This is a genomic window from Lentzea sp. NPDC006480 (assembly GCF_040611995.1).
In the GTDB taxonomy this organism is placed as follows: Bacteria; Actinomycetota; Actinomycetes; order Mycobacteriales; family Pseudonocardiaceae; genus Lentzea.
Window position 1 is genome coordinate 22190 of record NZ_JBEXPJ010000007.1, and the last position, 26146, is coordinate 48335.

Annotated in this window: 30 protein-coding genes; 15 read left to right on the forward strand and 15 right to left on the reverse strand. The window is 66.9% G+C overall.

All coding sequences use genetic code 11. The annotated features are described in order from the left end of the window. Nucleotides 1–27: 27 nt before the first annotated feature. From ABZX92_RS04765 to ABZX92_RS04790, 6 genes are all read left to right on the forward strand, one after another. Entirely contained in the window at nucleotides 28–1173 is a 1146-nt protein-coding gene (locus ABZX92_RS04765; RefSeq protein ID WP_355554009.1) for a hypothetical protein, read from the forward strand. Between the two features lie 279 nt (nucleotides 1174–1452). After that, nucleotides 1453–2436 (forward strand): substrate-binding domain-containing protein, encoded by a 984-nt coding sequence (locus tag ABZX92_RS04770; RefSeq protein WP_355554012.1) that lies wholly within the window; start codon nucleotides 1453–1455, stop codon nucleotides 2434–2436. A 105-nt stretch (nucleotides 2437–2541) separates the two neighbouring features. Beyond that, entirely contained in the window at nucleotides 2542–3870 is a 1329-nt protein-coding gene (locus ABZX92_RS04775) for an extracellular solute-binding protein (protein WP_355554015.1), read from the forward strand. Further along, nucleotides 3871–4728 (forward strand): sugar ABC transporter permease, encoded by an 858-nt coding sequence (locus ABZX92_RS04780; protein WP_355554017.1) that lies wholly within the window; start codon nucleotides 3871–3873, stop codon nucleotides 4726–4728. After that, nucleotides 4725–5558 carry a carbohydrate ABC transporter permease gene (locus ABZX92_RS04785; RefSeq protein WP_355554020.1) on the forward strand — a complete coding sequence of 278 codons (834 nt, stop codon included), beginning with the start codon at nucleotides 4725–4727 and terminating at the stop codon, nucleotides 5556–5558. The genes ABZX92_RS04780 and ABZX92_RS04785 overlap by 4 nt, the downstream gene beginning before the upstream one ends. Before the next feature lie 11 nt (nucleotides 5559–5569). Further along, on the forward strand, nucleotides 5570–7051 hold the full coding sequence (locus tag ABZX92_RS04790; protein ID WP_355554023.1) for a glycoside hydrolase family 13 protein: 1482 nt from the start codon (nucleotides 5570–5572) through the stop codon (nucleotides 7049–7051). Between the two features lie 45 nt (nucleotides 7052–7096). Here ABZX92_RS04790 and ABZX92_RS04795 read toward each other — a convergent pair whose 3' ends face one another. From ABZX92_RS04795 to ABZX92_RS04810, 4 genes are read right to left on the reverse strand one after another with little or no spacing between them, the layout of a single operon-like run. After that, nucleotides 7097–8002: a hypothetical protein gene (locus ABZX92_RS04795; RefSeq protein ID WP_355554026.1), complete on the reverse strand. Its 906-nt coding sequence runs from the start codon at nucleotides 8000–8002 to the stop codon at nucleotides 7097–7099. Then, complete coding sequence (locus tag ABZX92_RS04800; protein ID WP_355554029.1) at nucleotides 7999–8337, reverse strand: type VII secretion target; 339 nt, start codon at nucleotides 8335–8337, stop codon at nucleotides 7999–8001. The genes ABZX92_RS04795 and ABZX92_RS04800 overlap by 4 nt, the downstream gene beginning before the upstream one ends. 2 nt (nucleotides 8338–8339) lie before the next feature. Further along, nucleotides 8340–8798, reverse strand: a complete 459-nt coding sequence (locus ABZX92_RS04805; protein ID WP_355554032.1) for a YbaB/EbfC family nucleoid-associated protein — start codon at nucleotides 8796–8798, stop codon at nucleotides 8340–8342. Continuing rightward, a complete protein-coding gene (locus ABZX92_RS04810; RefSeq protein ID WP_355554036.1) occupies nucleotides 8799–9263 on the reverse strand; it encodes a DUF6346 domain-containing protein in 465 nt (154 codons plus the stop codon). It abuts the gene before it with no gap. Between the two features lie 278 nt (nucleotides 9264–9541). Here ABZX92_RS04810 and ABZX92_RS04815 point away from each other — a divergent pair, with 278 nt between their 5' ends. The 9 genes from ABZX92_RS04815 (at nucleotide 9542) to ABZX92_RS04855 (ending at nucleotide 17947) form a co-directional block, all read left to right on the forward strand. After that, nucleotides 9542–10303 (forward strand): DeoR/GlpR family DNA-binding transcription regulator, encoded by a 762-nt coding sequence (locus tag ABZX92_RS04815; protein ID WP_355554039.1) that lies wholly within the window; start codon nucleotides 9542–9544, stop codon nucleotides 10301–10303. Nucleotides 10304–10397: 94 nt separating this feature from the next. Further along, on the forward strand, nucleotides 10398–11747 hold the full coding sequence (locus ABZX92_RS04820; protein WP_355554042.1) for a sugar ABC transporter substrate-binding protein: 1350 nt from the start codon (nucleotides 10398–10400) through the stop codon (nucleotides 11745–11747). Between the two features lie 13 nt (nucleotides 11748–11760). Continuing rightward, complete coding sequence (locus ABZX92_RS04825) at nucleotides 11761–12693, forward strand: sugar ABC transporter permease (protein ID WP_355554045.1); 933 nt, start codon at nucleotides 11761–11763, stop codon at nucleotides 12691–12693. Then, complete coding sequence (locus ABZX92_RS04830; RefSeq protein WP_355554048.1) at nucleotides 12690–13490, forward strand: carbohydrate ABC transporter permease; 801 nt, start codon at nucleotides 12690–12692, stop codon at nucleotides 13488–13490. Before ABZX92_RS04825 ends, ABZX92_RS04830 begins: the two co-directional genes overlap by 4 nt. Then, nucleotides 13487–14476, forward strand: coding sequence for a zinc-dependent alcohol dehydrogenase family protein (locus ABZX92_RS04835; protein ID WP_355554051.1), 990 nt, complete (start codon nucleotides 13487–13489; stop codon nucleotides 14474–14476). Before ABZX92_RS04830 ends, ABZX92_RS04835 begins: the two co-directional genes overlap by 4 nt. A gap of 108 nt (nucleotides 14477–14584) precedes the next feature. Continuing rightward, entirely contained in the window at nucleotides 14585–14812 is a 228-nt protein-coding gene (locus tag ABZX92_RS04840) for a hypothetical protein (protein ID WP_355554054.1), read from the forward strand. Further along, on the forward strand, nucleotides 14791–16665 hold the full coding sequence (locus ABZX92_RS04845; RefSeq protein WP_355554057.1) for an ATP-binding protein: 1875 nt from the start codon (nucleotides 14791–14793) through the stop codon (nucleotides 16663–16665). The genes ABZX92_RS04840 and ABZX92_RS04845 overlap by 22 nt, the downstream gene beginning before the upstream one ends. Then, on the forward strand, nucleotides 16665–17318 hold the full coding sequence (locus ABZX92_RS04850; protein ID WP_355554060.1) for a response regulator transcription factor: 654 nt from the start codon (nucleotides 16665–16667) through the stop codon (nucleotides 17316–17318). The genes ABZX92_RS04845 and ABZX92_RS04850 overlap by 1 nt, the downstream gene beginning before the upstream one ends. Before the next feature lie 83 nt (nucleotides 17319–17401). Then, nucleotides 17402–17947, forward strand: coding sequence for a hypothetical protein (locus ABZX92_RS04855; protein WP_355554063.1), 546 nt, complete (start codon nucleotides 17402–17404; stop codon nucleotides 17945–17947). On the opposite strand, the gene ABZX92_RS04860 is transcribed toward ABZX92_RS04855, so the two are convergent. The 11 genes from ABZX92_RS04860 to ABZX92_RS04910 form a co-directional block, all read right to left on the reverse strand. Further along, nucleotides 17934–18044, reverse strand: a complete 111-nt coding sequence (locus ABZX92_RS04860) for a DUF397 domain-containing protein (RefSeq protein WP_355554066.1) — start codon at nucleotides 18042–18044, stop codon at nucleotides 17934–17936. The genes ABZX92_RS04855 and ABZX92_RS04860 overlap by 14 nt on opposite strands. A gap of 37 nt (nucleotides 18045–18081) precedes the next feature. Beyond that, a complete protein-coding gene (locus tag ABZX92_RS04865) occupies nucleotides 18082–18927 on the reverse strand; it encodes a helix-turn-helix transcriptional regulator (protein WP_355554069.1) in 846 nt (281 codons plus the stop codon). Nucleotides 18928–18987: 60 nt separating this feature from the next. Next, on the reverse strand, nucleotides 18988–19923 hold the full coding sequence (locus tag ABZX92_RS04870; protein WP_355554072.1) for an asparaginase: 936 nt from the start codon (nucleotides 19921–19923) through the stop codon (nucleotides 18988–18990). Between the two features lie 33 nt (nucleotides 19924–19956). Next, entirely contained in the window at nucleotides 19957–20604 is a 648-nt protein-coding gene (locus ABZX92_RS04875) for a hypothetical protein (RefSeq protein WP_355554075.1), read from the reverse strand. A 92-nt stretch (nucleotides 20605–20696) separates the two neighbouring features. Further along, the gene (locus ABZX92_RS04880; RefSeq protein WP_355554078.1) at nucleotides 20697–21383 is read right to left on the reverse strand and encodes a DUF6193 family natural product biosynthesis protein; all 687 of its coding nucleotides are present in this window, start codon (nucleotides 21381–21383) and stop codon (nucleotides 20697–20699) included. Nucleotides 21384–21410: 27 nt separating this feature from the next. Further along, on the reverse strand, nucleotides 21411–22103 hold the full coding sequence (locus tag ABZX92_RS04885) for a polysaccharide lyase family 7 protein (protein ID WP_355554081.1): 693 nt from the start codon (nucleotides 22101–22103) through the stop codon (nucleotides 21411–21413). 111 nt (nucleotides 22104–22214) lie between these two features. Further along, the gene (locus ABZX92_RS04890) at nucleotides 22215–22778 is read right to left on the reverse strand and encodes a cupin (protein WP_355554084.1); all 564 of its coding nucleotides are present in this window, start codon (nucleotides 22776–22778) and stop codon (nucleotides 22215–22217) included. Beyond that, nucleotides 22775–23371 (reverse strand): methylthioribulose 1-phosphate dehydratase, encoded by a 597-nt coding sequence (mtnB, locus tag ABZX92_RS04895; RefSeq protein ID WP_355554087.1) that lies wholly within the window; start codon nucleotides 23369–23371, stop codon nucleotides 22775–22777. The genes ABZX92_RS04890 and mtnB overlap by 4 nt, the downstream gene beginning before the upstream one ends. Next, a complete protein-coding gene (mtnC, locus tag ABZX92_RS04900; protein ID WP_355554089.1) occupies nucleotides 23368–24024 on the reverse strand; it encodes an acireductone synthase in 657 nt (218 codons plus the stop codon). Before mtnC ends, mtnB begins: the two co-directional genes overlap by 4 nt. After that, on the reverse strand, nucleotides 24021–25022 hold the full coding sequence (locus tag ABZX92_RS04905) for a s-methyl-5-thioribose-1-phosphate isomerase (RefSeq protein ID WP_355554092.1): 1002 nt from the start codon (nucleotides 25020–25022) through the stop codon (nucleotides 24021–24023). The genes mtnC and ABZX92_RS04905 overlap by 4 nt, the downstream gene beginning before the upstream one ends. After that, nucleotides 25022–26122: an acyl-CoA dehydrogenase family protein gene (locus ABZX92_RS04910; protein ID WP_355554094.1), complete on the reverse strand. Its 1101-nt coding sequence runs from the start codon at nucleotides 26120–26122 to the stop codon at nucleotides 25022–25024. Before ABZX92_RS04910 ends, ABZX92_RS04905 begins: the two co-directional genes overlap by 1 nt. Between the last annotated feature and the right edge of the window lie 24 nt (nucleotides 26123–26146).

The following is a 26146-nucleotide window of genomic DNA, read 5'->3' on the forward strand; positions in this document are numbered from 1 at the left end:
GTGGAGTGAGGGGGCGGCGACCACGTGGTGACGGCTCAGACCCGCAGGCGCAGGCGGGCGGTCGTCGCCGCCTTAGCCCTGCTCGTCGTGGCCGTCGCGGGGCTCGCCGCGACGCAGCTGTGGCGCCCCGCCTCCCCCGCCGGCGAACTGCTGCGGCAGGTTTTTGCGGTGGCCTGGCCGTTGCCCACTCTCGCCGGATTGGGACTGTTGGCGTACGAACTGTTCCTGCACCAGCGGCTGGTGGTGGAGCTGGGCCGGATCTCGGGCCCGAACATCCTCGCCCACCTGCTGCCGAGCGAGGTGCTCAGGACGTTCCTGTCCTCGATCTACGGTGCGAACGAGGCGAACCAGGACGTCGTGTCCGGGCTGCTCGGCGGCGAGGGAGTGCATCCCCAGGGCGGCGACCTGACGATCAGCACGAACACCACGGTGAAGCTGGAACTGCAGGGCATCGACGCCAAGGCCTACCACCTGGTAACGACGCAGAGCTACCAGTTCCGCCACACCGTGCCGGTCGACCGGTTCGTCCTCTTCGTCACGAGCAGCGTGCTGCTCCGCGACACGATCAGCGCGGCCTGCCGGTTCCCGCTGTTCGAGCTGTACTTCATCCCAGATCCCTCGCAGTTCCTGGATTCGGTCGACGACATGCTCCACTCGACCCAGATCGCGATCGACTACATCGACCACGACAACAACCGGCGTTCCGCGGAACCGAGCCAGATCCCGCCGGTGGAGGTGCGGTTCGACCAGTGGCCGAACTACCTGACGTTCTTCCGCGAGGCCATGGGCCCGTTGCCGAAGCTGAGCTCGCACAACCACCTCGGAGACCTGCGCATCTTCGAGTGCGACCTCAGCGGCATCGCGGACGATCACGTGGTGCGGGCGATCTGCGGGCTGACCATCAACTCGCGCACGCTCCAGCGCACCAGTGACGGTTTCTGCTACTGGCAGTCCCCCTACCCGTCGTACGTGGAACGGATCACGTTCGACGTACGCAGCCTCGCCGTCGATCACGCGCCGGAGCAGGAGTTCAGCGTCATGCCGTTCACATTCCGCTCCAACACGCTGCCCGCGCAGTGGCTGAGCGCGGAAGACCTGAGCGATCTCTACGTGCGCTCGTGGGTGCTTCCCGGACACGGCATCGCGTTGCTGTGGCGAGAGATGCGCGACTGACTCAGTCCGAGCCTTCTTGCGCCACGAACACCGTGCCGCCGTTGGGCGCGCTGCGGAACCAGTCGACTCTGCTCACAGGTTCTCCCACAGAGGTGCGCTGATTCGGCGCGGAGGGAGCTTCAGGCGTAGGCGCGCCTGGGCTGCGTTCGGGACTCATCGCGGTCTCCTCCCTGCTGTGGCGGCTCTTCGAGGGTAAACGCGCGCTAACGTCTCGGGCGCCTGCCGAGCGGGTGAGCATGGTGCTGCAAGCGAGCGCAAGAACTTGCGTACACTTGCGCCATGACGCAACGGAGGCTGGCCGAGGTCGCGGCCAAGGTCGGGGTCAGCGAGGCCACCGTCAGCCGGGTGCTGAACGGCAAGCCGGGTGTCTCGGACGCCACGCGCAGCGCCGTCCTCACCGCGCTCGACGTGCTCGGTTACGAGAGGCCGACGCAGCTCAGGGGCGAACGGGCCAGGCTCGTCGGTCTCGTGCTGCCCGAGCTGCAGAACCCGATCTTCCCCGCGTTCGCGGACGTGGTCGGCAACGCGCTCGCGCAACGCGGTTTCACCCCCGTCCTGTGCACCAGGACGGCCGGCGGGGTCACCGAGGCCGAGTACCTGGAGCTGCTGCTCGAACAGCACGTCTCCGGGATCGTGTTCGCCGGCGGGCTGTACGCGCAGAAGGACGCGAGCCACGGCCACTACCAGCAGATGATGAGCAGGAAACTGCCTGCGGTGCTGGTCAACGCCGCCATAGACGACCTGGCGTTCCCGCGGGTGTCGTGTGACGACGCGGTCGCGGTCGAGCAGGCGTACGGGCACCTGACGTCATTGGGACACAAGAGGATCGGGGCTGTGCTCGGGCCGCCGGACCACGTGCCGAGCCAACGAAAACTTGAGGCCATCACCAAGCAGGGCGGCGCGGACGTCGAGCACGCCATGTTCAGCCTCGAAGGCGGTCAGGCGGCGGCGACGAAGCTGGTGCAGCGCGGGGTCACGGCGATCATCTGCGCGAGCGACCCGTTGGCGCTCGGGGCGATCAGGGCCGTGCGCAGGGCCGGGCTCGACGTGCCCAAGGACGTGTCGATCATCGGGTACGACGACTCCGCGTTCATGACCTGCACCGATCCGCCCCTCACCACGGTCCGTCAGCCGATCGAGGCCATGGGGCGGGCGGCCGTCGAGCTCCTCGCCAACCAGATCTCCGGCAACACCGTGGCGCCGGACGAGCTCCTCTTCGAGCCCGAACTGGTGGTGAGGGCCTCCAGCGCGCCGGTCAGGTAAGCCAGTCAGCTTCTTGCGAGTTTTCGTCTAGATATTGCGTTCAGATGTAACGACGACTTATGGTCGCCGTCACATCGACGCGCTCGCGAGAAGGGCGGCCCCACCATGAAGAAGTCCGCTGCCGTGCTGCTGGGCTGTGTCCTGGTCGCTGGCTGTGGGAGCGGTTCCACGACCGAGCCCGGCGGCAAGGTCCAGATCAACATCAACGGCCAGCCGCCCCAGACCCAGGCGTTCGACCGCAAGGTCTTCGACGAGGACGTGGCGGAGTTCGAGAAGGCGAACCCGGACATCGACCTCGTTCCGCACGAGGGGTTCATGGACCCGAAGACGTTCAGCGCCAAGCTCGCCGGCGGGCAGCTGGAGGACGTCTTCTACGTCTACTTCACCGATCCCGCGGCGCTCATCCAGCGCAAACAGGCCGCCGACCTGACCAGCTACGTCAAGGACGTGCCCCACTACGGCGACCTCAAGCAGGAGCTCAAAGACGTCTTCACGGCCGACGGCAAGGTCTACGGGCTGCCCACCGCGAACTACACGATGGGTCTGCTCTACAGCCGCACCAACTTCACCAAGGCCGGCCTGAACCCGGACCAGCCGCCGAAGACCTGGGACGAGGTGAGAACAGCGGCCAAGAAGCTCAAAGACGCTGGTGTCACAGGCTTTGCCGAGTACAGCAAGAGCAACCAGGGCGGCTGGCACTTCACCACCTGGATGAAGTCCGTCGGCGGTGACATCGCGAAGAAGGACGGCGACAAGTACGTCGCCGACTTCAACAACGACAAGGGCCGCGAAGTCCTGCGCCGTCTCAAGGAGATGCGCTGGGACGACAACTCCATGGGCGAGAAGCAGCTCCTGGAGATCGGCGACGTGCAGAACATGATGGGCGCGGGCCAGCTCGGCATGTACCTCGCCGCACCCGACAACGTCGCCACGATCGTCAACCAGTTCAAGGGCAAGTACGACGACTACGGCCTGGCCGCGATCCCGGGGCAGAAGGGCACTCTGCTCGGCGGCGAGGGTTACATGATCAACCCCAAGGCCACGCCGGAGAAGATCAAGGCCGGCCTGAAGTGGATCCAGTGGAAGTACCTGAACCCGGACCGCCTCGAGGCGAACCTGCAGAAGTACAAGGACCGCGGCCAGCCCGTCGGCCTGCCGATCCCGCCGATCGCCGACATCTGGACCGGTGCGCCGCGGCAGCAGCAGGAAGAGCTCAAGGGCAAGTTCGCCACGATGCCGGTCAAGAACTTCCAGGCCTATGTGGACGGTTCGGAGCAGACCAAGGGCACGCTCGAACCGCCGCAGGCACAACAGGTCTACGCGATCCTCGACTCCGTTGTGCAGGCGACTCTCACCAACTCCGACGCCGACCACGCCGCGTTGCTCAAGGACGCGGAGACCAAGGTCAACGCCGTACTGGCCCAGGTGAAGTAAGTGCGGCGCCACGTCACCGCGTACGGCTTCCTCAGCCTCGCGCTGGTCGTCTTCGCGATCTTCTCCTGGTGGCCCGTCGTGCGCGGGGTGGTCCTGAGCTTCCAGCAGGTCAACTTCGTCACGAGCCCCGACTGGGTGGGCTGGGAGAACTTCGAACGACTCCTCGCGGATCCGCTGTTCGTGGTGGCGTGGCGCAACACGCTGTACTTCACGGTTCTCGCCCTGGTCATCGGCTTCGGCGTCCCGTTCCTCACCGCCGTGGTGCTCAACGAACTGCGGCACGCCAAGGGCTACTTCCGCCTCCTGGTCTACCTGCCGGTCATGCTGCCACCGGTCGTCACGGCCCTGCTGTGGAAGTGGTTCTACGACCCGGGACCGGGCCTGTTCAACTCAGTCCTGAGAGGACTCGGCCTGCCGACGTCCCAATGGCTCGACTCCAGCAGCACCAGCATGATCAGCCTGGTTCTCGTCATCACCTGGGCGAACATGGGCTCGGCGACGCTGATCTACCTGGCCGCGCTGCAGACGATCCCCGGTGAGCTGTACGAGGCCGCGGACCTGGACGGCGCCGGAATCCTCAAGAAGATCTGGCACGTCACGATCCCGCAGACCAAGTTCGTGATCCTGATGCTGTTGCTGCTCCAGGTCGTGGCGACCATGCAGATCTTCACCGAGCCGTTCGTCATGACCGGCGGCGGCCCGGAGGAGTCCACCGTCACCGTGCTCCTCCTGCTCTACCGCTACGCCTTCTACTACAACGACTTCGGCACCGCGAGTGCGCTGAGCCTGATCCTCTTCACGGTGCTGGCCGTCTTCTCCTTCCTCTACCTGAAGATCACCAGGAAGGCCGACGCATGAGGACCCTCACCAGAGGCACCGGCAAGCTCTACTGGGCAGTCCTCACGATCACGCTGTTCCTGTTCACCGCGGCGTTCCTGCTCCCCCTGATCTGGGTGCTGCTCGGCGCGTTCAAGCCACCGGCCGAGCTCGCCCAGCAACCCCCGACGATCCTTCCGCAGACGTGGGAACCGGGCGCGTACGTCAACGCCTGGAACTACATGGACCTCGGCCGGTTCTTCCTCAACACGTTCGTCGTCGCGATCGGCGCGTGGGCAGTGCAGATGGCCGTCATCGTCCCGGCGGCCTACGCGCTCAGCAAACTGCGCCCGATCTTCGGCAACGTGATCATGGGCCTGATGCTGGCCACGCTCATGCTGCCCGCCACCGCGCTGCTCGTCCCGGTCTACCTCACCCTCACCGACCTCGACCTGCTCAACAACCCGGCGGGCATCTGGTTCCCGGCCGCCGCGAACGCCCTGAACGTCTACCTGCTCAAGCGCTTCTTCGACCAGATCCCCGAAGAACTGCTGGAAGCAGCCAGGATCGACGGCGCGAACGCCTGGACGACCCTCGTCCGGATCATCCTGCCGATCTCGCGGCCCATCCTCGCCGTCGTCTCGATCTTCGCGGTCGTCGCGGCCTGGAAGGACTTCATCTGGCCGCTGCTCGTGTTCCCCGACCCGGCGAAGCAGACGCTCAGCGTTGCCCTGCAGCGTTTCGCGCCGGACACCCCGATCAACCTCCTGCTCGCGGGCCTCGTGCTGGCGAGCCTGCCGATGGTCGCCCTGTTCCTGGCGTTCCAGCGGCACATCCTCGCGGGGCTCACCGCGGGCGGCGTAAAAGGCTGAAAGGACCCCAGATGAGTTGGTGGCGCAACGCATCCATCTACCAGGTCTACCTCCGGAGCTTCGCGGACGGCAACGGTGACGGCATCGGCGACCTGGCCGGCCTCCGCGCCAAGCTCCAGCACATCGCGAGCCTCGGCTTCGACGCGATCTGGCTCAACCCCTGGTATCCGAGCCCGCTCGCCGACGGCGGCTACGACGTGGCGGACTACCGCGACATCGAACCGGTCTTCGGTTCCCTCGCCGACGCCGAGAAACTCATCGCCGACGCGCACGGCCTCGGCATCCGGATCATCATCGACCTCGTCCCGAACCACTGCAGCGACCAGCACCCGTGGTTCAAGAACGGTCTGTGGGATCGCTTCCACATCCGGGACACCGAAGAGCTCCCCAACGACTGGAAGTCGCGGTTCGGTGGCCCGGCGTGGAGCAAGCTCCCGGACGGCCGCTGGTACCTGCACCTCTACGCCGCCGAGCAGCCGGACTTCAACTGGGAGAACCAGGCCGTCGAGGACGAGTTCGAGGACATCCTGCGGTTCTGGCTCGACCGCGGCGTCGACGGGTTCCGCATCGACGTGGCGGACGGCCTGGTCAAGGACTTCAGCCGCCCGGACGCCGAGCAGCCCTACTCCGACCAGGACGGCGTGCACGAGATCTACCGCCGGTGGCGCGAGATCGTCGACGAGTACGACGGCGACCGGATCCTGGTCGGCGAGATGTGGCTGCCCGACCCGATCCGGTTCGCCCGGTACCTGCGCCCGGACGAGATGCACAGCGCGTTCAACTTCGACTTCCTCTGCTGCCCCTGGAACGCCCAGGAGCTGCGCCAGGTCGTCGACGACACCCTCGACGCGCACGAACCCGTTGGCGCGCCACCGACCTGGGTGCTCTCGAACCACGACGTCACCAGGCACGTGACCCGCTATGGCCGCGAGAAGACCGGTTTCTCCTTCGCGGACAGGCAACACGGCGCCCCGACCGACTTCGAGCTCGGCACGCGCAGGGCCCGCGCGGCGATCATGCTCACCGCGGCACTTCCCGGCGGCGTCTACGTCTACCAGGGCGAGGAGCTGGGTCTCTGGGAAGTCGAGGACCTGCCGGACGAGCTGCGCGAGGACCCGGTCTGGCATCGCTCGGGCTTCACCGACCGAGGCCGCGACGGCTGCCGCGTGCCACTCCCCTGGTCCTCGGAGGACGGTCCGAGCTGGTTGCCGCAGCCCGAAAGCTGGCAGGACTTCTCGGTCGCGGCCCAGACCGACGACCCGGAATCGATGCTCAGCCTGTACCGCGAGGTGTTCGCGCAACGCCGTGCGATCGACGGCGACCTGGAGTGGCTGGACCTGGGCGAGAACGTGCTGGCGTTCCGCCGCAACAACCACACCACGATCGTCAACCTGTCGGACCAGCCGATCGATCTGCCCGCCACGCCAACGTTGTCAAGCATCCCGCTGACCAACGGCCAGCTCCCGCCCGACGCGGCGGCCTGGCTGAGCTGAACCGGACGTTGCTCCCCGGCCGAGGGGGACGGGGAGCAACGCCCATCAGCGAGTCGCGTACGCCGAGTCGTCGACCTTGGCGGACTCGGTGGGGAGGTTCTTGACCACGCCGGTGGCTGTGGTGTTGACGGCGCCGGTCGCGATGTTCTCGAACATCTCGGTGAACGGGCCGGACGCCTTCGGCATGACGCCCTTCAGGACTTCCTTGACCTTGTCGAGGGTCTTGAAGATCGTGTCGATGCACTTGGACAGGCCGCGAATGGTCTTGATGACCTTGTCGAGCCAGTCCGAGACCTTCTTGGCCCACTTCATGATCAGGCGAATGCCGTCCGCGATGATGCCCGGCGTGGCGAGCCCGACGGTCAGCAACGCCGCGGCAGCCCACCGGATCAACGCCTGCACCAGCTCGGACATCGCCATCGAGATCAGGTCGCGCACGATCGTCCGCACCGTCGCCACGGCCACTCCAGCACCGACGAGCGCGGCGCCGACACCTTCCGCCGCGATGCCCGCGGCCTTCACGCCCTGCGCTTCCAGCTTCGCCACCGACGTGTAGGCGGCGATCGCGGCACCCTGCCACTGCGCGGTGTCGGAGTCGACGATCCGCGACATCTCCTCGCTGGCCTTCTTCAGGTAATCGGCGACGTTGCCCCAGGTGGCGGCGTTCTGGTTGATCACACCAGGATTGCCCGCGAGCGAGTTGAGCATCGACGTCAACGGTTCGACGTGCTCGATGAACCACGCGAACGCCGACGACAGCAGCGTGCCGAACGGGTCCGTGACGAAGCCCAGCGCGTCGATGCCCGCGCCGAGGACGTTGATGCCGGCCTCCGCCCAGTCACCGCGCTGGATCGCGGAGACCGCGTCCGCAGCGGGCTCGATCAGGTTGATGCCGGCCAGTCCGCCGGGAGCGTCAGGAGCCTTGGCCACCAACGGGTTCGGTGCGGTCATGAGGTCAGCTCCCCCAGCTTCTCGACGATCTTCTTCAACCTGCCCTCGACGGCCTTGTCGGCGGCGTCGTACATGTCGGCCATGCCGTTGACACCGTCCACAGTGGCGTCCACAACGCCGTGCGAGGCACCGATCGCCGCCACCCCAGCAGCCTCGACCGTGCCCATGATCGGCTCCAGCAACGGGCTGCACAGGATGCCGTAGGCGTTGGCACCGTTGATCTGCGCCTGTCCGATGGCCTGCTGCGCCGTCTCGATCTGCTTCACGATGCCGTCCAGCCGCTTGGCGTGCTCGCGCATCGCCTGCGTGTGGACGTTGAAACCTGCCGCAGTCATGATCACCAGCCCTTGTCGTCACGGGCGAAGTTGTGCCCGCCGAAGTCGTCGTCATCCGGACGGGGAGAACGCTCGCGAACCGGCTCTTCAGGCTCGGGCTCGGGGAAGCGCTCGTGGTAGCCGCCCATCAGCGCGCCCATGGTCGCGGAGTCGTCACCGATGATCGGCGCCATGACCTCCTGCATGCGCGACGCGATCTGCGCCTGAGCGGTCCGCATCGCGGTGAGGATCTCGGACGACAGCTGCGCGGGCTGTTTCCGCAACGCCGCGTCGGTCAGATCCAGCGCCGAGACGATGCCGTTCTGGTCGACGGTGACGGACACCGAGCCGTCGGACGAACGTTGCGTCACCTTGACGGCGTTCGCGACCTGCTTCATCTCGTCGGCCTGCCGAAGCTTCGTCTGGATCTGCTCGTTCCACTGACGCATCAACGCGTCAGGGTCAGCTGCTGCCGGGTTCATCTACTCCCTCTCCTGTGCCTTCTTGCCGCGGGAAGCCACCGTGCCCAAAACGGCCAGCGCCCCGATCGCACCAATGCCCATCCCGCCGAGCAACGAGCCGAGCCCGAGCGCGATGCTGGGTTCGAAGTCCGCCCGGTACACCGGCGGGTTGCCGGAACCGTTGCGGACCTTCTGCTCACCTCTTTGCACCACGGGTACTTCCTCGTCAGACGGAGTGAGCTGGCCTGGTTCGGCCGTCACCCGCGTCTGGCGCCCGCTCTCCCACGTGACGTCGGCCTGGCAGATCCACCAGTTGCCGAAGCCGTGGATGCTCACCGGCCCACTGCTCTTGCAGTCGGCCACGCGCGCGACCCCCCGGTCCGCGACCTCCTTGGCCGAGGGATCGAACTTCGTGAAACCAGTCATCCCCAGCAAGCAGCCGCATCCCAAGATCACCAGGGCGAACAGGCCCGCGAGCCACTTCATGCGTCTCGATCCCCCTCGTCGGTCCGTGTTGGACTGCGCCCCGCGCCGCCCGGTTCCACCGAATTCACCAGCCGTCTGGAGGCCATCCGGGCACACGCGCGGGGCGGTTCGGGCGCGCCCAGTCTGGTCGACCTGCGTGAACGAGGCGTCACACACGGCGAACCGGGCAAAAACCGGGCAGGATGTCACCCAGTTGTGGTGCCGACCACAGTGTTTCGAGGGTGTTTCATTCATGCACGGCCCGAACGGGCAACCCAAGAGCCGAGTGGGCAGGTGACATGCGAGCCGAGGAACGCAAACGGCGCATCCTGGCCAGGGCCCGCGCCGACGGCCGCGTCGACGTGGTCGAGATGGCGCAGGAACTGCAGGTCGCGCCCGAAACCGTCCGGCGGGACCTGCGGGTGCTCGACGAGCACGGGCTGGTGCGCCGCACGCACGGTGGCGGCATCCCGGTCGAGAGCGCCGGCTTCGAGACGGGCCTGAGGTTCCGCGCCGGGTCGCACGTGCCGGAGAAGCGGCGCATCGCGAAGGCCGCGGCCGAACGGATCGACGACGCCGAGACCGTGTTCATCGACGAGGGCTACACGCCGCAGCTCGTCGCCGAGGCGTTGCCCACGTCCAACCCGCTCACGATCATCACGGCGTCGCTGCCGACCGCCGCGGCGATGTCCGAGCACCCGTCCTGCACGGTCTTGTTGCTGGGCGGGAGGGTTCGCGGCCACACACTGGCCACTGTGGACCACTGGACCACCAGGATGCTCGGCGAGATGGTGATCGACCTCGCCTACATCGGTGCGAACGGGATCTCCCGCGAGCACGGCCTGACGACGCCCGATCCGGCGGTCGGCGCGGTCAAGGCCAAAGCGCTCAGCGTCGCCCGGCGGAAGATCTTCGTCGGCACGCACACGAAGTTCGGCGTCTCCAGTTTTCATCGATTCGCCGAGGTCAGCGACCTCGAAGCGATCGTCACCGACAGCGGCCTCTCCGCCCACGAGGCCCACCGCTACACCCTGCTCGGGCCCAAAGTGCTCAGGGCCTGAGCACTTTCCAGCCGCACCCGAAATCAACACCCCCGAGTTTTTTTGCCGGGCTCTCCTCAGCGTGCCCGGAAACGATCCCCCGGAAGGAAAGACGATGTTGTCGATCCGCACACCCCTACGCACATTCGGGGCCGCCACCGCCGTGTTGCTCTTGGCTTCCGCTTGCGCGGGCGCCGGAGGTGGTGGGGGCAGCGGCTCCGACTCGGTGAACGTGCTGATGGTGAACAACCCGCAGATGCAGGACCTGCAGAAGCTCACCGCGGACAACTTCACCAAGGACACCGGTATCAAGGTCAACTTCACCGTGCTGCCCGAGAACGACGTGCGCGACAAGATCAGCCAGGACTTCTCCAGCCAGGCCGGGCAGTACGACGTCGCGACGATCTCCAACTACGAGACGCCGATGTACGCCAAGAACGGCTGGCTCGCGCCGATGGACGACTTCGTGGCGAAGGACAGCGCGTTCGACCAGGCCGACATCCTGCCGCCGATCAAGCAGTCGCTGACGGCCGCGGACGGCAAGGTGTACGCGCAGCCGTTCTACGGCGAGTCGTCGTTCCTCATGTACCGCAAGGACATCTTCGCGGCCAAGGGCGTCACGCTGCCGGACAAGCCGACGTGGCAGCAGGTCGCGGAAGCGGCTCAGAAGGTTGCCACGCCTGAGGTTCGCGGCATCTGCCTGCGCGGCCAGCCGGGCTGGGGCCAGGTCATGGCACCGCTCACCACGGTCGTGAACACCTTCGGCGGCACGTGGTTCACCAAGGACTGGCAGGCGCAGGTCAACGCGCCGGAGTTCAAGGAGGCCACCAAGTTCTACGTCGACCTCGTGCGCAACTACGGCGAGGCGGGTGCTCCGCAGGCCGGGTTCGCCGAGTGCCTCAACAACATGACGCAGGGCAAGGTCGCGATGTGGTACGACGCCACGGTCGCCGCCGGCCTGCTGGAAGCCAACGACTCTCCGGTCAAGGGCAAGCTCGGCTTCACCCAGGCGCCGGTCGTGAAGACCGACAGCTCCGGCTGGCTCTACACCTGGGCGTTCGGCATCCAGAAGGCGTCGAAGAAGCAGGACGCGGCCTGGAAGTTCATCTCGTGGGCGTCCGGCAAGGGTTACGAGGAGCTCGTCGGCAAGAACCTCGGCTGGTCGAAGGTCCCGGACGGCAAGCGTTCCTCGACCTACCAGCGCGCCGAGTACAAGCAGTCCTCCGGCACGTTCTCCGCGCAGGCAGAGGCCGCGATCAAGGGTGCGAAGCCGCTCGACCCCGGTGTGCAGCCGCGGCCGGCGCCCGGCATCCAGTTCGTCGGCATCCCCGAGTTCACCGACCTGGGCACCCAGGTGTCGCAGCAGATCAGCTCGGCGATCGCGGGCGCGGTCACGGTGGACGACGCCTTGAACAACGGCCAGGGGCTCGCGGAGAAGGTCGCCTCGAAGTACAAGGGCCAGTGATGGGAGCCCCGGGATGGCTGTGATCACGCGGGCAGAGCGGTCGGTCGTCGACCGGCCGCCTCCCGCCCCCCGCAGGAAGTACGCGAAGTGGTCGACGCGGGCACCTCTGCTGCCCGCGCTCGTCTTCCTGATCATCGTGACGCAGCTGCCGTTCGTGGCGACGCTGGTCATCTCGTTCCTGAAGTGGAACTCGCTCGATCCCACCAACCGCGGGTTCGCCGGGTTCGACAACTACGTCAACGTGTTCACCGATCCGGACCTGCGGTCTTCCGTCGTGAACACGATCGTGCTGACGGCGTCGGTCGTGCTGATCAGCCTGGTGCTGGGTCTCGGCCTGGCTCTGTTGCTGGACAAGAAGTTCCGGGGTCGCGGGTTCGTGCGCACCATGCTCATCGCGCCGTTCCTCGTGGTGCCGGTCGCGGCGGCGTTGATCTGGAAGCACGTGCTCTACAACCCGGAGTACGGCCTGTTCAACGGAATCCTGAACTGGCTCGGCTTCTCGGTACAGCCCGACTGGATCAGCTCGATGCCGATGTCGGCGGTCGTGTTGTCGCTGGTGTGGCAGTGGACGCCGTTCATGATGCTGATCCTGCTGGCGGGTCTGCAGTCGAAGCCGATCGAACCCGTTGAGGCAGCCACGATCGACGGCGCCTCGCCGTTCCAGATCTTCCGGTACCTGACGTTCCCGCACCTGCGGCAGTACCTGGAGCTCGGCGGGCTGCTCGGGTCGATCTACATCGTGCAGAACTTCGACGCGGTCTTCACGATCACGTCCGGTGGTCTGGGCACGGCGAACCTGCCGTACATGATCTACCAGACCTTCTACCAGGCCCACGAGTACGGCGAGGCCTCCGCGGCCGGCGTGATCGTGGTGGCGGGTTCGATCATCATCGCGACGTTCGCGTTGCGCACGGTGTCCTCGCTGTTCAAGGAGGAGAAGCGATGAACCGGATTTGGGGTGTGCTCGCCTGGTTCTGCGGTCTCGTGTTCTTCGCGCCCGTGGCCTGGATGTTCCTGACGTCACTGCACAGCGAGACGGACGCTGCGACGAACTCGCCTTCCATCGCGGCGCCGCTGACCTTGGACGGCTACACGGAGTTCTTCAACGCCGGTGCTTGGCCGCCGTTGCTCAACTCGTTCAGCGCCTCGATCGGGTCGACGATCATCGTGCTGCTGCTGGCGATTCCGGCGGCCTACGCGTTGTCGATCAAGCCGGTCGAGAAGTGGACCGACGTGCTGTTCTTCTTCCTGTCCACCAAGATGATGCCGGTCGTCGCGGCGTTGCTGCCGATCTACCTGATCGCCCAGTTCGCCGGGATGCTGGACAACATCTCGTTCCTCACGCTGCTGTACTGCTCGATGAACCTGCCGATCGCGGTGTGGCTCATGCGCTCGTTCCTCTCCGAGGTGCCGCGCGAGATTCTTGAGGCCGCTTCCATCGACGGGGCCGGGCTGATCACGATCCTGCGCCGCGTGGTGGCACCGATCGCGATGCCCGGAATCGCGGCGACGGCGTTGATCTGCTTCATCTTCAGCTGGAACGAGCTGCTCTTCGCACGGGTGCTGACCGGTGTCGTCGCCGGTACCGCGCCCGTGTACCTGACCGGGTTCGTCACCTCCCAGGGCCTGTTCCTGGCGAAGGTGTGCGCGGCCGCGGTCGTGGTGTCTCTGCCGGTGCTCATCGCCGGGTTCGCCGCCCAGGACAAGCTCGTCCAGGGCCTTTCGTTGGGAGCGGTCAAGTGAAAGCAGCGGTCATCACCGGCGTCGGGTCCGTCGAAGTGACCACTGTGGACGATCCTCGGTGCGGTCCGCGTCAGGTGGTCGTCGACGTGGCGGCCTGCGGGTTGTGCGGCACGGACCTGCACATCCTGCAGGGCGAGTTCGCGCCGACGCTGCCGGTCGTGCCGGGCCACGAGTTCGCGGGCACGATCGTGGAGATCGGCTCTCAGGTCAACGAGCTGAAGGTCGGCGACCGCGTGGCCGTCGACCCGTCGCTCTACTGCTACGAGTGCCGGATGTGCCGCGCGGGCAAGAACAACCTGTGCGAGCGGTGGGCTGCGATCGGTGTGACAACTGCTGGTGGTGCCGCGGAGTTCGCGGTGGCTCCCGTGGCGAACTGCGTGAAGTTGCCCGACCACGTGCGGACCGAGGACGCGGCGCTGATCGAGCCGTTGTCGTGTGCGGTGCGCGGGTACGACGTGTTGCGGTCGCAGCTGGCTTCGCGGGTGCTGATCTACGGCTCCGGGACCATGGGCTTGATGATGTTGCAGCTCGGGAAGCTCACGGGCGCGTCGTCGATCGAGGTCGTGGACCTGAACGCGGAGCGGCTGGAGACGGCTCGGCAGCTGGGCGTCTCGGCGGTCGCGTCGTCGGCCGACGAGCTGGACCGGCCTTCCGGGTGGGACGTGGTCATCGACGCCACCGGCAACGAGAAGGCCATCCAGGACGGGCTCGGCCGGGTCGCGAAGGGCGGCACGTTCCTCCAGTTCGGCGTGTCCGACTACTCCGCGCGGGTCACCATCGAGCCGTACAAGATCTACAACCAGGAGATCACCATCACCGGCTCGATGGCGGTGCTGCACTCGTTCGAACGGGCGGCGGATCTGTTCGCGACCGGAGTACTCGACCCCGGGATCTTCATCAGCGACAGGGTGCCGCTCGACGACTACGCCGGGGCGTTGGACCAGTTCAAAGCCGGTAAGGGCCGCAAGATCCAGGTGCTGCCCTGAGGTAGGTCGGACGGATCGTGGGCACTCGTGTATCCAGCCGAGTGTCCACGACTCCTTCCAGACATGTCGAAGTCCGAGCAGAAAGTAGTACCGCCGCACTTTTCGCTCATGTCCGACGAAGAGCTCCTCGCCTGGTACGCGGGGCTGCAGGCGCGCGCGGTCAACCCGCCGCCTGGGGACGTCGATTTCACCCACTCCCACCAGGCCGCCGCCCCGATGACCGCGGAAGAGGTGCGGGCGCGGCTCATGGCGTTCCAGGGCTGGTCACCCGAGGACCTCACGACGCAGGACGCCGGTTCGCCCTTCCACAACCTGTGGCACTGGCTCAGCGACTGACCCGGCGCGAGGTCGTCCTCGCTCGGGTCATCGGCGCGCTGGTGGCCGCGTGTGTGCTCTTCGCCGTCGTGCACACAGCGGTCACCGGCGCGGTTTCGCATCCGCGGAACTGGCTGGTCGCGTTCGCCTGCACCCTGCTCGGGGTGCGCGTGATCGGCCACGTCCGCAGGTCGGCCGTCGGGTGGTTGCTGCTGGTCATGGGCGTGTTCGGCGGCGTTGCCGTCGCGGTCGCCGGCCAGGCTCCCGATCATCCCGCCCGCTGGGTCGAGGCGTGGGTCTGGTGGCCCACTTACGCGTTGTTGCCTGCTGTGGCACTCGTCTTCCCCAACGGCAAACCGCTGAGCGGGCGCTGGTGGATCGCCATCGGTGCGTCACTGTTCAGCGCTCTCGTTGGCACGCTTGGGATCGCGTGGGCGTCGTGGGGTGATCCTGTTTCGTTCTGGCAGACGCCGGGCGGCGGGTTCGCCAAGACGATCACCCTGGTCGCCGTGCTCGCGGCGGGCGTCTCGGTGATCGCCGCTGTGGTGTCGCTGGCGATTCGGTGGCGGCGAGCGGAAGGCGACGAACGCCGGCTGCTCGTGTGGGCCGTTGCGCTGCTGGCACTGGCCGTCGTGGCGACCGTCGTCGAGACCACGGACGGACACGTCGCGTGGATCATCGGCGTGCTGGCTTTTCCCGCCGCCGCGGTGATCGCCATCGTGCGGTACGGCTTGTACGACATCAGCCTGCTCATCCACCGGTCGTTGCTCTACGGCTCGTTGACCGTCGTGCTGCTGCTGGTCTACCTCGGCGTGATGGTCGGCGCGGGCGAGTTGTTCACCAACGACACCGAGGTCATCGGAGTCGTCGCGGCCGGGCTCGTGTTCGCGCCCATCCGCAGCTGGCTGCAACGGAAGCTCGACCGGTGGCTGTTCGGTCAGCGCGCTGATCCTCATAGCGCTTTGTCGACATTGAGCGAGAAGCTCGAACGCTCCCAGGACGTTCTGCCGACCGTGGCCCAGACCGTCGCCGAGTCGTTGAAGCTGCCGTACGTCGCGATTCGCGGTGGCTCTGTGCTGGCCGAACACGGACGCAGCCGCGGGTGGCCGCAGCTCCGCTTTCCCATGACCTATCGCGGTTCTCTGGTTGGCGATCTTGTGGTTGAGCCTCGCGCGCCCGACGAGCGGTTGAGCGACCGTGAGCTGTCGCTGCTCGTCGACCTCGCCCGCTCCACCGCCCCGGCCGCTCAGTCGATCAAGCTCACCGCCGACCTGCAGCTCGCACGCGAACGGCTCGTGCGCGCCCGCGAAGAAGAGCGCCTGCGGCTCCGGCGCGACCTGCACGACGGCGTCGGACCGGCGTTGGTAGGCATTCGCTTGCAGCTCAAGGCTTTGAAGCGCTCGCTGGGCGAGGTCCTGGACCCGGTCCTGGGTGACGTCGACTCGACCGCCGGCGAAGTGCGGCGGCTCGTCGACGGGCTGCGTCCGCCGATTCTGGACCAGGGGCTGGCTTTGGCCGTGCGCGATGAGGCCGCGCGGTTCAACGGCGAGCTGACGGTTCGCGTCGAGGCCGAGGAGATCGACGGGCTCTCCGCGGCCGTCGAAGTCGCGGCCTACCGGATCGTCGCGGAGGCGTTGACCAACACCGCACGCCACTCAGGCGCCTCGACCTGCGTGATCACCGTGCGCACCGACGGCGACCTGGTCGTCGAGATCGTGGACGACGGATGCGGCGTCGCGGCTGATGCTCGTCCGGGTGTCGGTCTCGATTCCATGCGTGAGCGATGCGCCGAGCTGGGTGGATCGTGCACAGTGGGACCTGCGCCACCACACGGGACACGCGTGGTGGCGCGGATCCCGCTGGAGGCCCAGTGATGGACGCTGTGACGCGCGTGGTGATCGCCGACGACCACCCGGTGTTCCGGCGCGGCCTGAAAGCGTTGCTGGACGGCGAGGACGGCTTGTCCGTGGTCGGCGAGGCCTCGGACGGGCTGGAAGCCGTGAAGGTCGTCCTCGATCTGGAACCCGACGTCGTCGTGATGGACCTGCACATGCCTCTTCTCGGTGGCGTGGAGGCCGCCAAGCAGATCCTGGAAGCGTTGCCGTCGCTGGGCGTCTTGGTTTTGACGATGCACGAGGACGACGAGCTGGTCTTCGCCGCGATGAAGGCCGGCGCCCGCGGCTACCTCGTCAAGACCACGGACGACGACGAGATCGTCCGGGCCGTGCAAGCCATCGGTGCCGGCGAGGCGATCTTCAGCGCCACCATCGCGCAACGGATGATGGGCTACTTCACCGCCATCTCGTCGTCGAAGGCCGTGGCGTTCCCGCAGCTCACCGACCGCGAGCGGGACGTGCTGGAGCTGATGGCTTCCGGCCTCGACAACACCTCGATCGCGCACCGGCTCTCACTGTCCGGCAAAACGGTCCGCAACCGCGTCTCCGCGATCTTCACCAAGCTGCAGGTGGCCGACCGCGCGCAGGCCATCGTCCGCGCCCGCGAGGCAGGCCTCGGAAGTCCCTCCTGAGTCGGGACACCGGTCACCTGACGACGGGACTACTCCCCCGCTTCGATCGGCGTATCCGCCGAGAGCTTCAGGGGGCACGACGCATGGACATCACCTGGGACGTCGCACACGCGCGGCTCAGCCACGAACGCATGCTGCACATCACCAAGGCGCTGATCTCGATGCGCCCCGACACCGTCACGCTGGGAGGCGGGGAACCCCTCGGCGTGCCGGGCCTGTTCGAGATCCTCGACCAGTTCCGCGCCGCCGGGATCGAGGTCGTCCTGCGCACGTCCGGCAAGTCGCTGCACCCGTCGATGGTGCGAACGCTGCTCGTCTCGTGCGCACGCATCGAGGTGTGCGCGATGGCGTTCACCCACGCACTGCACGCATTGCACCTGTTCGACATCGGCGCCGCCAAGCTGGACCGGCACGCCGTGTTCGGCCTCGACGCCACCGGCATCCGGCGCGGCTTCGACCGGCTGGAGGACTTCTGCGCCACCACCGCGGCCGAGCTGCCGCACCTGGGCTTCATCGCGTTCAGCGACACGATCGGCCCGGATCACGCCCAGTACCTGCAGTCGCTGGCCCCTCAGTCGGTCCGGGTGACCGTCGAGACCGCCAACACCTCGGTCGTCAGAGCCAGGTGAGCAGGGCACGCCAGGAAGCCGTGGAGAACGCGAGAACCCCACCACTCGCGTTCTTCGTGTCCCGCACCAACACGTCCTGAGCCAGCGACACCTCCACGCAACTGCCTTGGCCGTTGGCATTGCTGCGAGTGCTTTTACGCCAGGTCCGTTCCGAGGTCATGACGGTCCTCTCGAAGTCCGCTGACGTACTCCGCCAGCTTGCTCTTCGATTGTTCCGCATCCAACGCGACGGCATCCAGCCGCGCAAACAGTCGCCTGGTCCGTGCGACAGCGATGTTGTCCTGCGCATACACCTGAGCTGTATCGGTCTCGGTGTACACGACCGGAGCTGCCTTCCCGAACTCGTACAGCGTGGCAGCGGAACGGAACGCGCCGACGTCCGCAGGCACAATCCGCAGAACGTGCGTTTTCCAGAGGAGACGCCGGTACTGCTCCGCCCACAGCGAGGCGTTGCCGACGTGCATCCGCAGGGCGAGTTCATGCACGTAGAAAGTGCACTCCGGGCGGTTCGGCCGCCTCAGGATCGTCTGTCGTTCCATGCGCGCTCGAACGTACTCCGCGATGTCCTCCGGCGCCTCGATCTGGCCGTCCGTGAACAGCTCCCATGCGTAGCGCTCGGTCTGCAGGAGCCCATGCACCGTGAGGATGTCGTAAGAGACGATCTTCTTGGCCATGGCCTCGGTCATCGCGAGCGTGGTCAGGTTGTCCGGCACCTGAGCGAAGTACAGGTCGAAGGCGTTGTGGTAGCGACGGTTGAACTGTTCCAAATACTCAAGGTTCTTGCCGCAGGTCGCCATGTACTGCGCGAGATCGACTTGGCTCGCCCGCGCCTTGCCGAGTTCGATGTCGGACACCTTGCTCGGATCCCACCCGAGTTGGACAGCCATCGCGCGGCCGTTGAGCGAGGTGCACGTCTCCCGCAACCGTCGTAGCTCGTCACCGAGCTCCCGGCTGTACGGCGTGGAAATGATCGCGGTCATACCCTCCGAAGCTAAGGCTTGGATTCAAACCACGCCTTGGCTCGTTCGGGTGAAAAAGAGCTAGAAAACGCCGCCGCGTGCAGCGAAAACGTCCTCGATAGGCGCCATAGAACCGAGGGCGAGCCGCAGCAGCACACGAGCCTTACGGGGACATAGCCATCCCGCCATGACTGCGCCGCGCTTGATCAGATCGGACTCGGATCCGACGAAGCCGTAGGTGTTGCGGAACGTCGACCCGGCACCCGTCCGCGTCGCCACCACCACCGGGAACTGTGCCCGCGAGATCGCCTCGGCCATCCCCTGCGACACGTGGCCAACGCCGGTGGCCGCCACGACCGCACCCTTGACGTTGAGCCAGTCGAGGATGGCACCGTCATCGTCCAATGTGGCCTCGATGAGCGGAACCGTTGGAGCGTCCAGAGGTCGCGGCAGAGCCGGCAGCTGGTGCGCGGGGTGGAAGTACTGCGGAGCACCTTCGACAACCAGCCCCAGCGGTCCGGGGAACGACTCGAACGCGCTCGGCAAACTGCTGTGCCCCTTGCGAACCCATCGCGCGGCGTGGATCTCGTCGTTGATCACCAGCAGCGCACCGCGTCCACGTGAGTTCGGGGCGGCGGCAACTGCGACGGCGGCGGCGAGGTTCGCGGGGCCGTCCGGGCCGGGCAGTCCTGGGTGCCGCATCGCACCGGTGACGACGACCGGTTCCTCGTGTGGCCACAGGCAGTCGAAGAAGTAGGCGGTCTCTTCGAGCGTGTCGGTGCCCTGGATGATCACGACGCCGGCAGCGCCCTGCGAGATCTGCTTGTCGGCCCAGTCGAAGGCCTCCAGCAGCGTGGTGAACGTGAGCGAGGCGCCGGGGATCGTCGCCAGGGTGGCGATCTCCCCCACCTCCAGACCCTGGACCAGGTCTTTCGCCCCCAGGGTCGGCGACACCGCACCGGCGCCCGTCATCGTGATCGTGCCGCCGAGCGATGCCACCGCCACCTGTGAGCTCATGCAGCTCACTCTAGGGTCCCAAAAGGAGAATGCTCATTGAGTCCAGTACGTGATGTTGCGGAAACGGGCCTCCGCACGTCCGCTGCCGTGGTGGTAGACGCCGTTCTTGAAATGCCGGGTGGCCTTGCCGCGGTCACTGACCGTCGCCTTCAACACGCCGTTCGCGAAGACCTTGATCTTGCCGGTGCCGCCTGACACCGCGGAGTGCTCGACGCGGATGCGCACCCACTTGTTGTAGATGCCGGACGCGATCACCGTGCTCGTGTAGTACCGGAGCGTGCCACCGTTGGCGTTGGTGGCGTTGATCATGAAGTCGGTGGCCGGAGTGCCGGGGTCGCCGCCGCCCACACGCAGGATCTGCATGACGGTCGGGCCGTTGACGCCGCTGGGGACGTAGATCTCACCCTCCCACGCGTGCTGGCCGCTGGAGTACTCCTGGTCCCAGCGCATCTCGGTGCGCGGGTCGGTCTTGCTGCCCTCGCTCAGGGGCTTGTCGTTGTCGAAGACCCACATGGAGTGGACGCCGCCCTCGAACTTGTAGCGCGCGCTCTCCGGCAGGTTGTAGGGCTTCTGGATCTTGTAGGTGAACGGCTTCTGCGTCCACGCCGGTGCGGCGTGCGCGGGCGTCGCGAGCAGGGCGACCGCGGGCAGCGCGAACAGGGAACGACGGGGCAGGGTCACGAGGAAGCCTCCGGCCTCGGTTAGTGGTCTGGACCAGCATCACCACACCGGGACCGGGCTCCGCAACGTTCGGGTCACGCCGAAATTCCGATCTATCCGTCGGCGCGAAGGTCCTCTGGCGACGGAATCCCGAGCCTGTCCATCTCGGTCATGCACACCCTGACCGCCTCGGCCGCGTCGTACGTGACGTCGGCTTCCACGCGGCGATTCTCAGTCACCGTGAACCGTCCGTCGCCAACCGACCGCACCCACGGGCCGGGCACCCGGTACTCGTCCGCCGTCGGCCGGAACGACATCCAGTACATCGAGGTGAACGGGAACATCCGCCGCAGGCGCGGCTCGCGCATCGCCGCCTCGATGAACTCACTCAGCCCGTGGTTGTCGTGTGCGCGAAACATCTGCCACCTGAGTTCGATCCGGTCGCCGGACTCGTACGCGTCGGCGACGTCGACGAAATCGGCGAACGGCCATGCGGCTGCCAGCTCTCGCGGGGTGGCGCCGCCCAGCCAGGTCGCGGCGGATCCTGTGACCTCTGCCAGCTCCGTGGTGAACAGGAAGCTCAGGTACATCCCCCTCAGCTTGTGCCGCACGTAGAACAACCGCTCGCGGACGACCGGCAGGACTTTCACGGCGCGGTCGTCCTTGGTCGCGATGGCCACGAAGCCGCCGAAGGCACCCCGAGCTTCGAGCATCTCGATCTCACAGCCGGGGCAGGTGGCCTCGAGCACAGCCCTGAGGCCACCTGCGTCGACCAGGTCCTGGTACAGCGATTCCCCCATGCCACCCAAGCTACTGGGGACAGCCGATCACTGCCTCCAGTAGGTGATGTTGCGGAAGCGGGCCTCCGCGCGTCCGCTGCCGTGGTGGTAGACGCCGTTCTTGAAGTAGCGCGTCGCCGGCCCCTCGTCGGGATGGGTCAGCTTGAGAGCGCCGTTGTAGTAGACCTTGACGGTGCCGCGGCCGCCCGCGACCGCGGTGTGCTCGACCCGGATCTTGAACCACTTGTTGTAGATGCCGGTGGCGATGACCTGGTCGCTGTCCTTGCGCAACGAGCCGCCGTTGACGTTGGCGACGTTGAGCATGACGTCGGTGGCGCGGGTGCCGTCCGGTCGGCTGGCGCGCAGGATCTGCACGACGGTCGGGCCGCTCACGCCGGACGGGATGTAGATCTCGCCCTCCCACGCGCGCGAACCGCTGGAGTACTCCTGGTTGAAGCGCATCTCGGTGCGCGGATCCGTTGGGCTGCCTTGGGTGTGGGGCTGGTCGTAGTCGTAGACCCACATCGTGTGCACGCCGCCCTCGAACTTGTAGCGGGCGCTCAGGGCGAGGTTGTACGGCTTCTGCATCGTGTACGTGTACGGCGCCGAGACCCATTGTGCCGAAACATCTTGGGCTGACGGCGGCTGAGCGAGGGCCTGAGCCGCCGGGGCCACGATGAGAGGTGTGGCCAGGGCAAGGGCGAGCACGGAACGACGGGTGTGGAGCGCAGGGGTTTCCACGTTGAATCCCTCCGACCTTCGATAAGTGGTCTGTACCACTTTGGGGGCACGAAGGCGGAGGGATCAATAGCTGGTTCAAGTTCCGGAACTAGATTCAGATGGGCGAACTTTTCACATGCCTGAACGGAGTTCGTCGAAGGTCGGGAACTTCGTGGCGATGTCGCTGCCGGTGAAGTTGCCGATCCAGCCGTCGTCGTCGTGGAAGAACCGGATCGACACGTAGTCGGGCGTGGTGCCCATGTCGAACCAGTGCGTCGTGTTCGCCGGGACGCTCAGCAGGTCGCCCGCCTCGCAGAACACCGCGTACACCTTGTCACCGAGGTGCAGGTAGAAAACGCCTGCGCCACGGGCGAAGTAGCGGTCCTCGTCGTCGTCGTGGGTGTGCTCGGCGAGGAACTTGTTGCGGAACTCGACGGCCTTCGCGCGGTACTCGTCGGTGTCGGCCGGGGTCATCTCCATCGCGTCGACGTAGGTGTAGCCCTCCGTCTCGCTGACGCGGGCGACGTCGGACTCGTAGATCCGCAAGGCGTTCTCGGCGGTGACACCGTCCACAACGGACCAGCGGTGGAAGCGCACGCCGTGCTCCTTGAGCGCGGTGGCGATCTCCTCGGCGTCGGTGGTGCGCAGCACGGTCTCCTCGGGGCCGGAGTCCGGCCACACCGTCAGCAGCGTCATGAGTGCCTCCCCGTAAAGATGTCTCGCGTCTCCACCTTGAAGCGCAGCAACCACTCCAGGCATTCCAGCCGGTGCCGGGCCTGGATCAGGTCGTCGCCCCACACGTACACGCCGTGCCGGGCGACGAGCAGCGCCGGGACTCCGGGATCGAAGCCCTTCTCGAACGCGTCGCCGAGCTCGGCCATGTCCTGCGAGTTCTGCACGACCGGGACCACGACCTCTTCGTGCGCCTGGCGGCCGAAGCCCTTGAGCATTTCGAGGTCCCGCAGCACCACGCCGTCCGGCCAGTGCTCGGCCGCGACGACCGTGGCCAGTGCGTGGACGTGCACGACAGCGCCCGCACCGGCGACGCGCGCGATCCGGGCGTGCAGACCGGCTTCGGCGGACGGGATCTTGTCGCTGTCGACGGCGAGACCATCGGAGTCGATCACCACGCTGTCCTCGGCGGTGATCTCGCCCTTGTCGACGCCGCTGACCGTGACCGCGAGCCGGAGCGGATCACGTTGCAGGACCACGGAAAGGTTGCCTGAAGTGCCGCGCATCCAGCCCATCTGGGCGTAGCGGACGCACTCGCGGGCGAGCTCCGCCGTCACGAGAGTTCCCAGACCGTCGGGTGGGGCGTGAAGTCGGCGTTGCCGTACGGCTCGCCCGCGCGCGCGACGCCGACCGTCTTCCAGCCGGCTTCCTGCGCGGCGTGCAGCTCGGCCGGAACGTCGCTGTAGAAGGTGATGTCGTCGGACTGCAGGACTTCCGCGATCTTGTGGTACGACGCGGCTTCGCGCTTCGGTCCGGCGTTGACCGTGTCGAAGTGGTGCTCCAGCAGCGGGGTCAGGTCGCCGTCGGTGGTGTGCTGGAAGAAGGCGATCTGGCCGGCGACCGAGCCGCTGGAGAAGATCGCGAGTTTCACGCCGTCGTCGTGCCACTTGCGGATCGCGGGGACGACGTCCGGGAAGAACTCCGCCACGAGGTCGCCCTGCGCGTAGCCCTGCTGCCAGATCAAGCCCTGCAACGTCTTGAGGGGCGTGACCTTCTGGTCGGCGTCCATCCAGTCGTGCAGTGCTTTGACAACGTCGTCGTGGCCGCTGAGCTCCTTGATCTGCTGGACGGCGTCGGCGAACACCGGGTCGTCACCGTGCTGCTCGATCCACGGCCCGAGCCGCGGGCGGGCGTAGTCGTACAGGACGACCAGCACCTGGTCCGTCGCGCTCAGCGTGCCCTCGATGTCGAGCACGACCCACTTGCTCACCGCTGTTCTCCCTCGTAGTACTTGTCCAGCTCGCCGGCGCCGTACACCCCTTTGTCCGTCACCACGTCCGTGACGAACCGCGGCGGCGTCACGTCGAACGCCGGGTACAGCCCTTTCACCCGTGGCGTGGCACTCGGTCTGCCTCTGACGTGCAACACCTCGCTGCCGTCGCGGTGCTCGATCGGCACGTCCCGCGCGGTCGGGGCCTGCCGGTCCGGTGCCTGCACCAGGGCGTGAAACGGTACGCCGAACGCGTGCGCCGCCACGGCCAGCCCCAGTGTGCCGACCTTGTTGACGACGTGCCCGTCCATGGTGACCCGATCGGCCGCCGTGACCAATGCGTCCACTTCTCCGGACTGCAGCACGGCCGCGCCCATGCCGTCCGTGATGAGCGTGGTGTCGACGCCCATCTCGATCAACGTCTCGGCGGTGAGCCGGGCTCCCTGCAGGTAGGGCCTGGTTTCCGTGCAGAAGAACCGGAGCTGCTTGCCCTGGTTTTGTGCGGCCCTGACGGTTTCGGTGAGGTACAGGTCGGCCCAGCAGTGGGTGAGGACGCTGGCGTGCTGGGGCAGCAGGTTCGCCGTGTGCTCGCCCAATGCCTGGCTCTTCGCCCGGTACCTGCGGTCGCCTTCTTCGGCGCCTTTCAGCGCCTGGGTGATGTCCTTGGCCGCGTCGACGTGTTCCAGGACGATCTCGGTGGCCTTGCGCAAGGCGTTGTTGGTGCGCCTCGTGTTTTCGAGTTCCGCTGCCGTTCTTGCGAGTTCCGCACGTGCGTCGGCGAAGGGTTTCCCTTCGAGGGTGCGTGCTTTGAGCACCATGCCGTAGAGCACCGCGAAGTACGGGCCGGAGGACTGGGTGACCATGTCCTCGATGGCCCGCGCGACGTCCTCGGCCGTCCGGCAGAGCAGCCAGTTGCGTTCGAACGGGAACTCGCGGCGGTCGAGGATCAGCACGCCGTCGTCGGTGAGCCTGACCGAGTCGGCGAGGACGGGCTGCATCAGCTGTACCCGGTGTAGGCGGGGCGGGCGCCGGTGAGGAAGTGCTCGCCGACCTCGCGGGCCTTGTAGACGACCGGGTCGTGCAGCGTGAGCGTGCGGGCGTTGCGCCAGAAGCGGTCCACGCCGTACTTGGCGGCCGTTCCGCGCGCGCCGACCTGCTCGAAGATCCGGCTGGTGACCTCGTTGACGAGCTTGGTGCTGACCACCTTGGCCTCGGAGATCGTCACGGCGACCTCGCCGCGCTTGCCGGGCGTGAGGTGGCGGCCGAGCTCGGTGGCTTCGTGGAGCTGCCTGGCGGCCTCGTCCGCGAGCAGCCCGGCGGCCCTGGTCTGGGACACCATCTCGCCGTACGCCGCGACGATGTACGGGTCCTCGGTGGCTGCCTCGACGCCGCTGACGAACCACGGCCGCGTCTTGGTGCGGGTGTAGTCGGCGGCCTCGGCGAGCGCGCCTTCCGCGATGGCCACGTAGAGCTGGGCGAGCACGAGCTGGAAGCCGATGGCGGCGAGGCTGATGCGCGGGTCCTCGCCGGCGGGCTGGACGCCGAGGATTTCCGTGACTTCGACGTTCTCGAAGTTGACGCCGCCGGACGCGGTGAGCCGCTGGCCGATGTTGTCCCAGTCGTCCAGGTAGGTGATTCCCGTCGCTTTTCCGTCGAGCAGGAACGTGAGCTTCTCGCCGTTGTCGGTGCGGGTGGCGCTGACCACGAGCCGGTCGGCCACGGCCGCTCCGGTGGCGAAAGTCTTGCGTCCGTTGAGGACGAATCCCGTCTGGGTGGGCGTGAGTTCGAGGGCCGCGTCGAGCGGGTTGCTGACGCCGGCCCAGAACTGGTCGGGCTGGACGCTGAACGGGGCGTCGAACAGTCCGCTGCGCCAAACCTGCAGGTAGTGGTACCCGAGGAGGTGCCCGATGTTGGCGTCGGCGGCCCCGATGACGCGGCCGATCTTCTGCTGCTGGGCCCAGTCCTGGACGTTCAGCAGGCCGCTCTGCCGGAGCAGTTCCACCTCTTTGGTGGGTGGCTGGTTGGCCCGGTCCCTGTCCGCCGCGTCGGACCTGAGCGTCGCCGCCACCTCGTGCGCGACGTCCAGCCAGTTCGTCATCCCTGCTCCTCTCGGGGTACTCGG

What these genes read in the sequence shown, in the direction of transcription:
- ABZX92_RS04825 (WP_355554045.1), top strand. Translation starts at nt 11,761, where the DNA reads ATGGCTGTGATCACGCGGGCAGAGCGGTCGGTCGTCGACCGGCCGCCT.
- ABZX92_RS04910 (WP_355554094.1), bottom strand. Translation starts at nt 26,122, where the DNA reads ATGACGAACTGGCTGGACGTCGCGCACGAGGTGGCGGCGACGCTCAGG.
- ABZX92_RS04850 (WP_355554060.1), top strand. Translation starts at nt 16,665, where the DNA reads ATGGACGCTGTGACGCGCGTGGTGATCGCCGACGACCACCCGGTGTTC.
- ABZX92_RS04855 (WP_355554063.1), top strand. Translation starts at nt 17,402, where the DNA reads ATGGACATCACCTGGGACGTCGCACACGCGCGGCTCAGCCACGAACGC.
- ABZX92_RS04905 (WP_355554092.1), bottom strand. Translation starts at nt 25,022, where the DNA reads ATGCAGCCCGTCCTCGCCGACTCGGTCAGGCTCACCGACGACGGCGTG.
- ABZX92_RS04800 (WP_355554029.1), bottom strand. Translation starts at nt 8,337, where the DNA reads ATGACTGCGGCAGGTTTCAACGTCCACACGCAGGCGATGCGCGAGCAC.
- ABZX92_RS04795 (WP_355554026.1), bottom strand. Translation starts at nt 8,002, where the DNA reads ATGACCGCACCGAACCCGTTGGTGGCCAAGGCTCCTGACGCTCCCGGC.
- ABZX92_RS04815 (WP_355554039.1), top strand. Translation starts at nt 9,542, where the DNA reads ATGCGAGCCGAGGAACGCAAACGGCGCATCCTGGCCAGGGCCCGCGCC.
- ABZX92_RS04820 (WP_355554042.1), top strand. Translation starts at nt 10,398, where the DNA reads ATGTTGTCGATCCGCACACCCCTACGCACATTCGGGGCCGCCACCGCC.
- ABZX92_RS04890 (WP_355554084.1), bottom strand. Translation starts at nt 22,778, where the DNA reads ATGACGCTGCTGACGGTGTGGCCGGACTCCGGCCCCGAGGAGACCGTG.
- ABZX92_RS04810 (WP_355554036.1), bottom strand. Translation starts at nt 9,263, where the DNA reads ATGAAGTGGCTCGCGGGCCTGTTCGCCCTGGTGATCTTGGGATGCGGC.
- ABZX92_RS04840 (WP_355554054.1), top strand. Translation starts at nt 14,585, where the DNA reads ATGTCCGACGAAGAGCTCCTCGCCTGGTACGCGGGGCTGCAGGCGCGC.
- ABZX92_RS04870 (WP_355554072.1), bottom strand. Translation starts at nt 19,923, where the DNA reads ATGAGCTCACAGGTGGCGGTGGCATCGCTCGGCGGCACGATCACGATG.
- ABZX92_RS04805 (WP_355554032.1), bottom strand. Translation starts at nt 8,798, where the DNA reads ATGAACCCGGCAGCAGCTGACCCTGACGCGTTGATGCGTCAGTGGAAC.
- ABZX92_RS04775 (WP_355554015.1), top strand. Translation starts at nt 2,542, where the DNA reads ATGAAGAAGTCCGCTGCCGTGCTGCTGGGCTGTGTCCTGGTCGCTGGC.
- ABZX92_RS04830 (WP_355554048.1), top strand. Translation starts at nt 12,690, where the DNA reads ATGAACCGGATTTGGGGTGTGCTCGCCTGGTTCTGCGGTCTCGTGTTC.
- ABZX92_RS04770 (WP_355554012.1), top strand. Translation starts at nt 1,453, where the DNA reads ATGACGCAACGGAGGCTGGCCGAGGTCGCGGCCAAGGTCGGGGTCAGC.
- ABZX92_RS04880 (WP_355554078.1), bottom strand. Translation starts at nt 21,383, where the DNA reads ATGGGGGAATCGCTGTACCAGGACCTGGTCGACGCAGGTGGCCTCAGG.
- ABZX92_RS04865 (WP_355554069.1), bottom strand. Translation starts at nt 18,927, where the DNA reads ATGACCGCGATCATTTCCACGCCGTACAGCCGGGAGCTCGGTGACGAG.
- ABZX92_RS04790 (WP_355554023.1), top strand. Translation starts at nt 5,570, where the DNA reads ATGAGTTGGTGGCGCAACGCATCCATCTACCAGGTCTACCTCCGGAGC.
- ABZX92_RS04785 (WP_355554020.1), top strand. Translation starts at nt 4,725, where the DNA reads ATGAGGACCCTCACCAGAGGCACCGGCAAGCTCTACTGGGCAGTCCTC.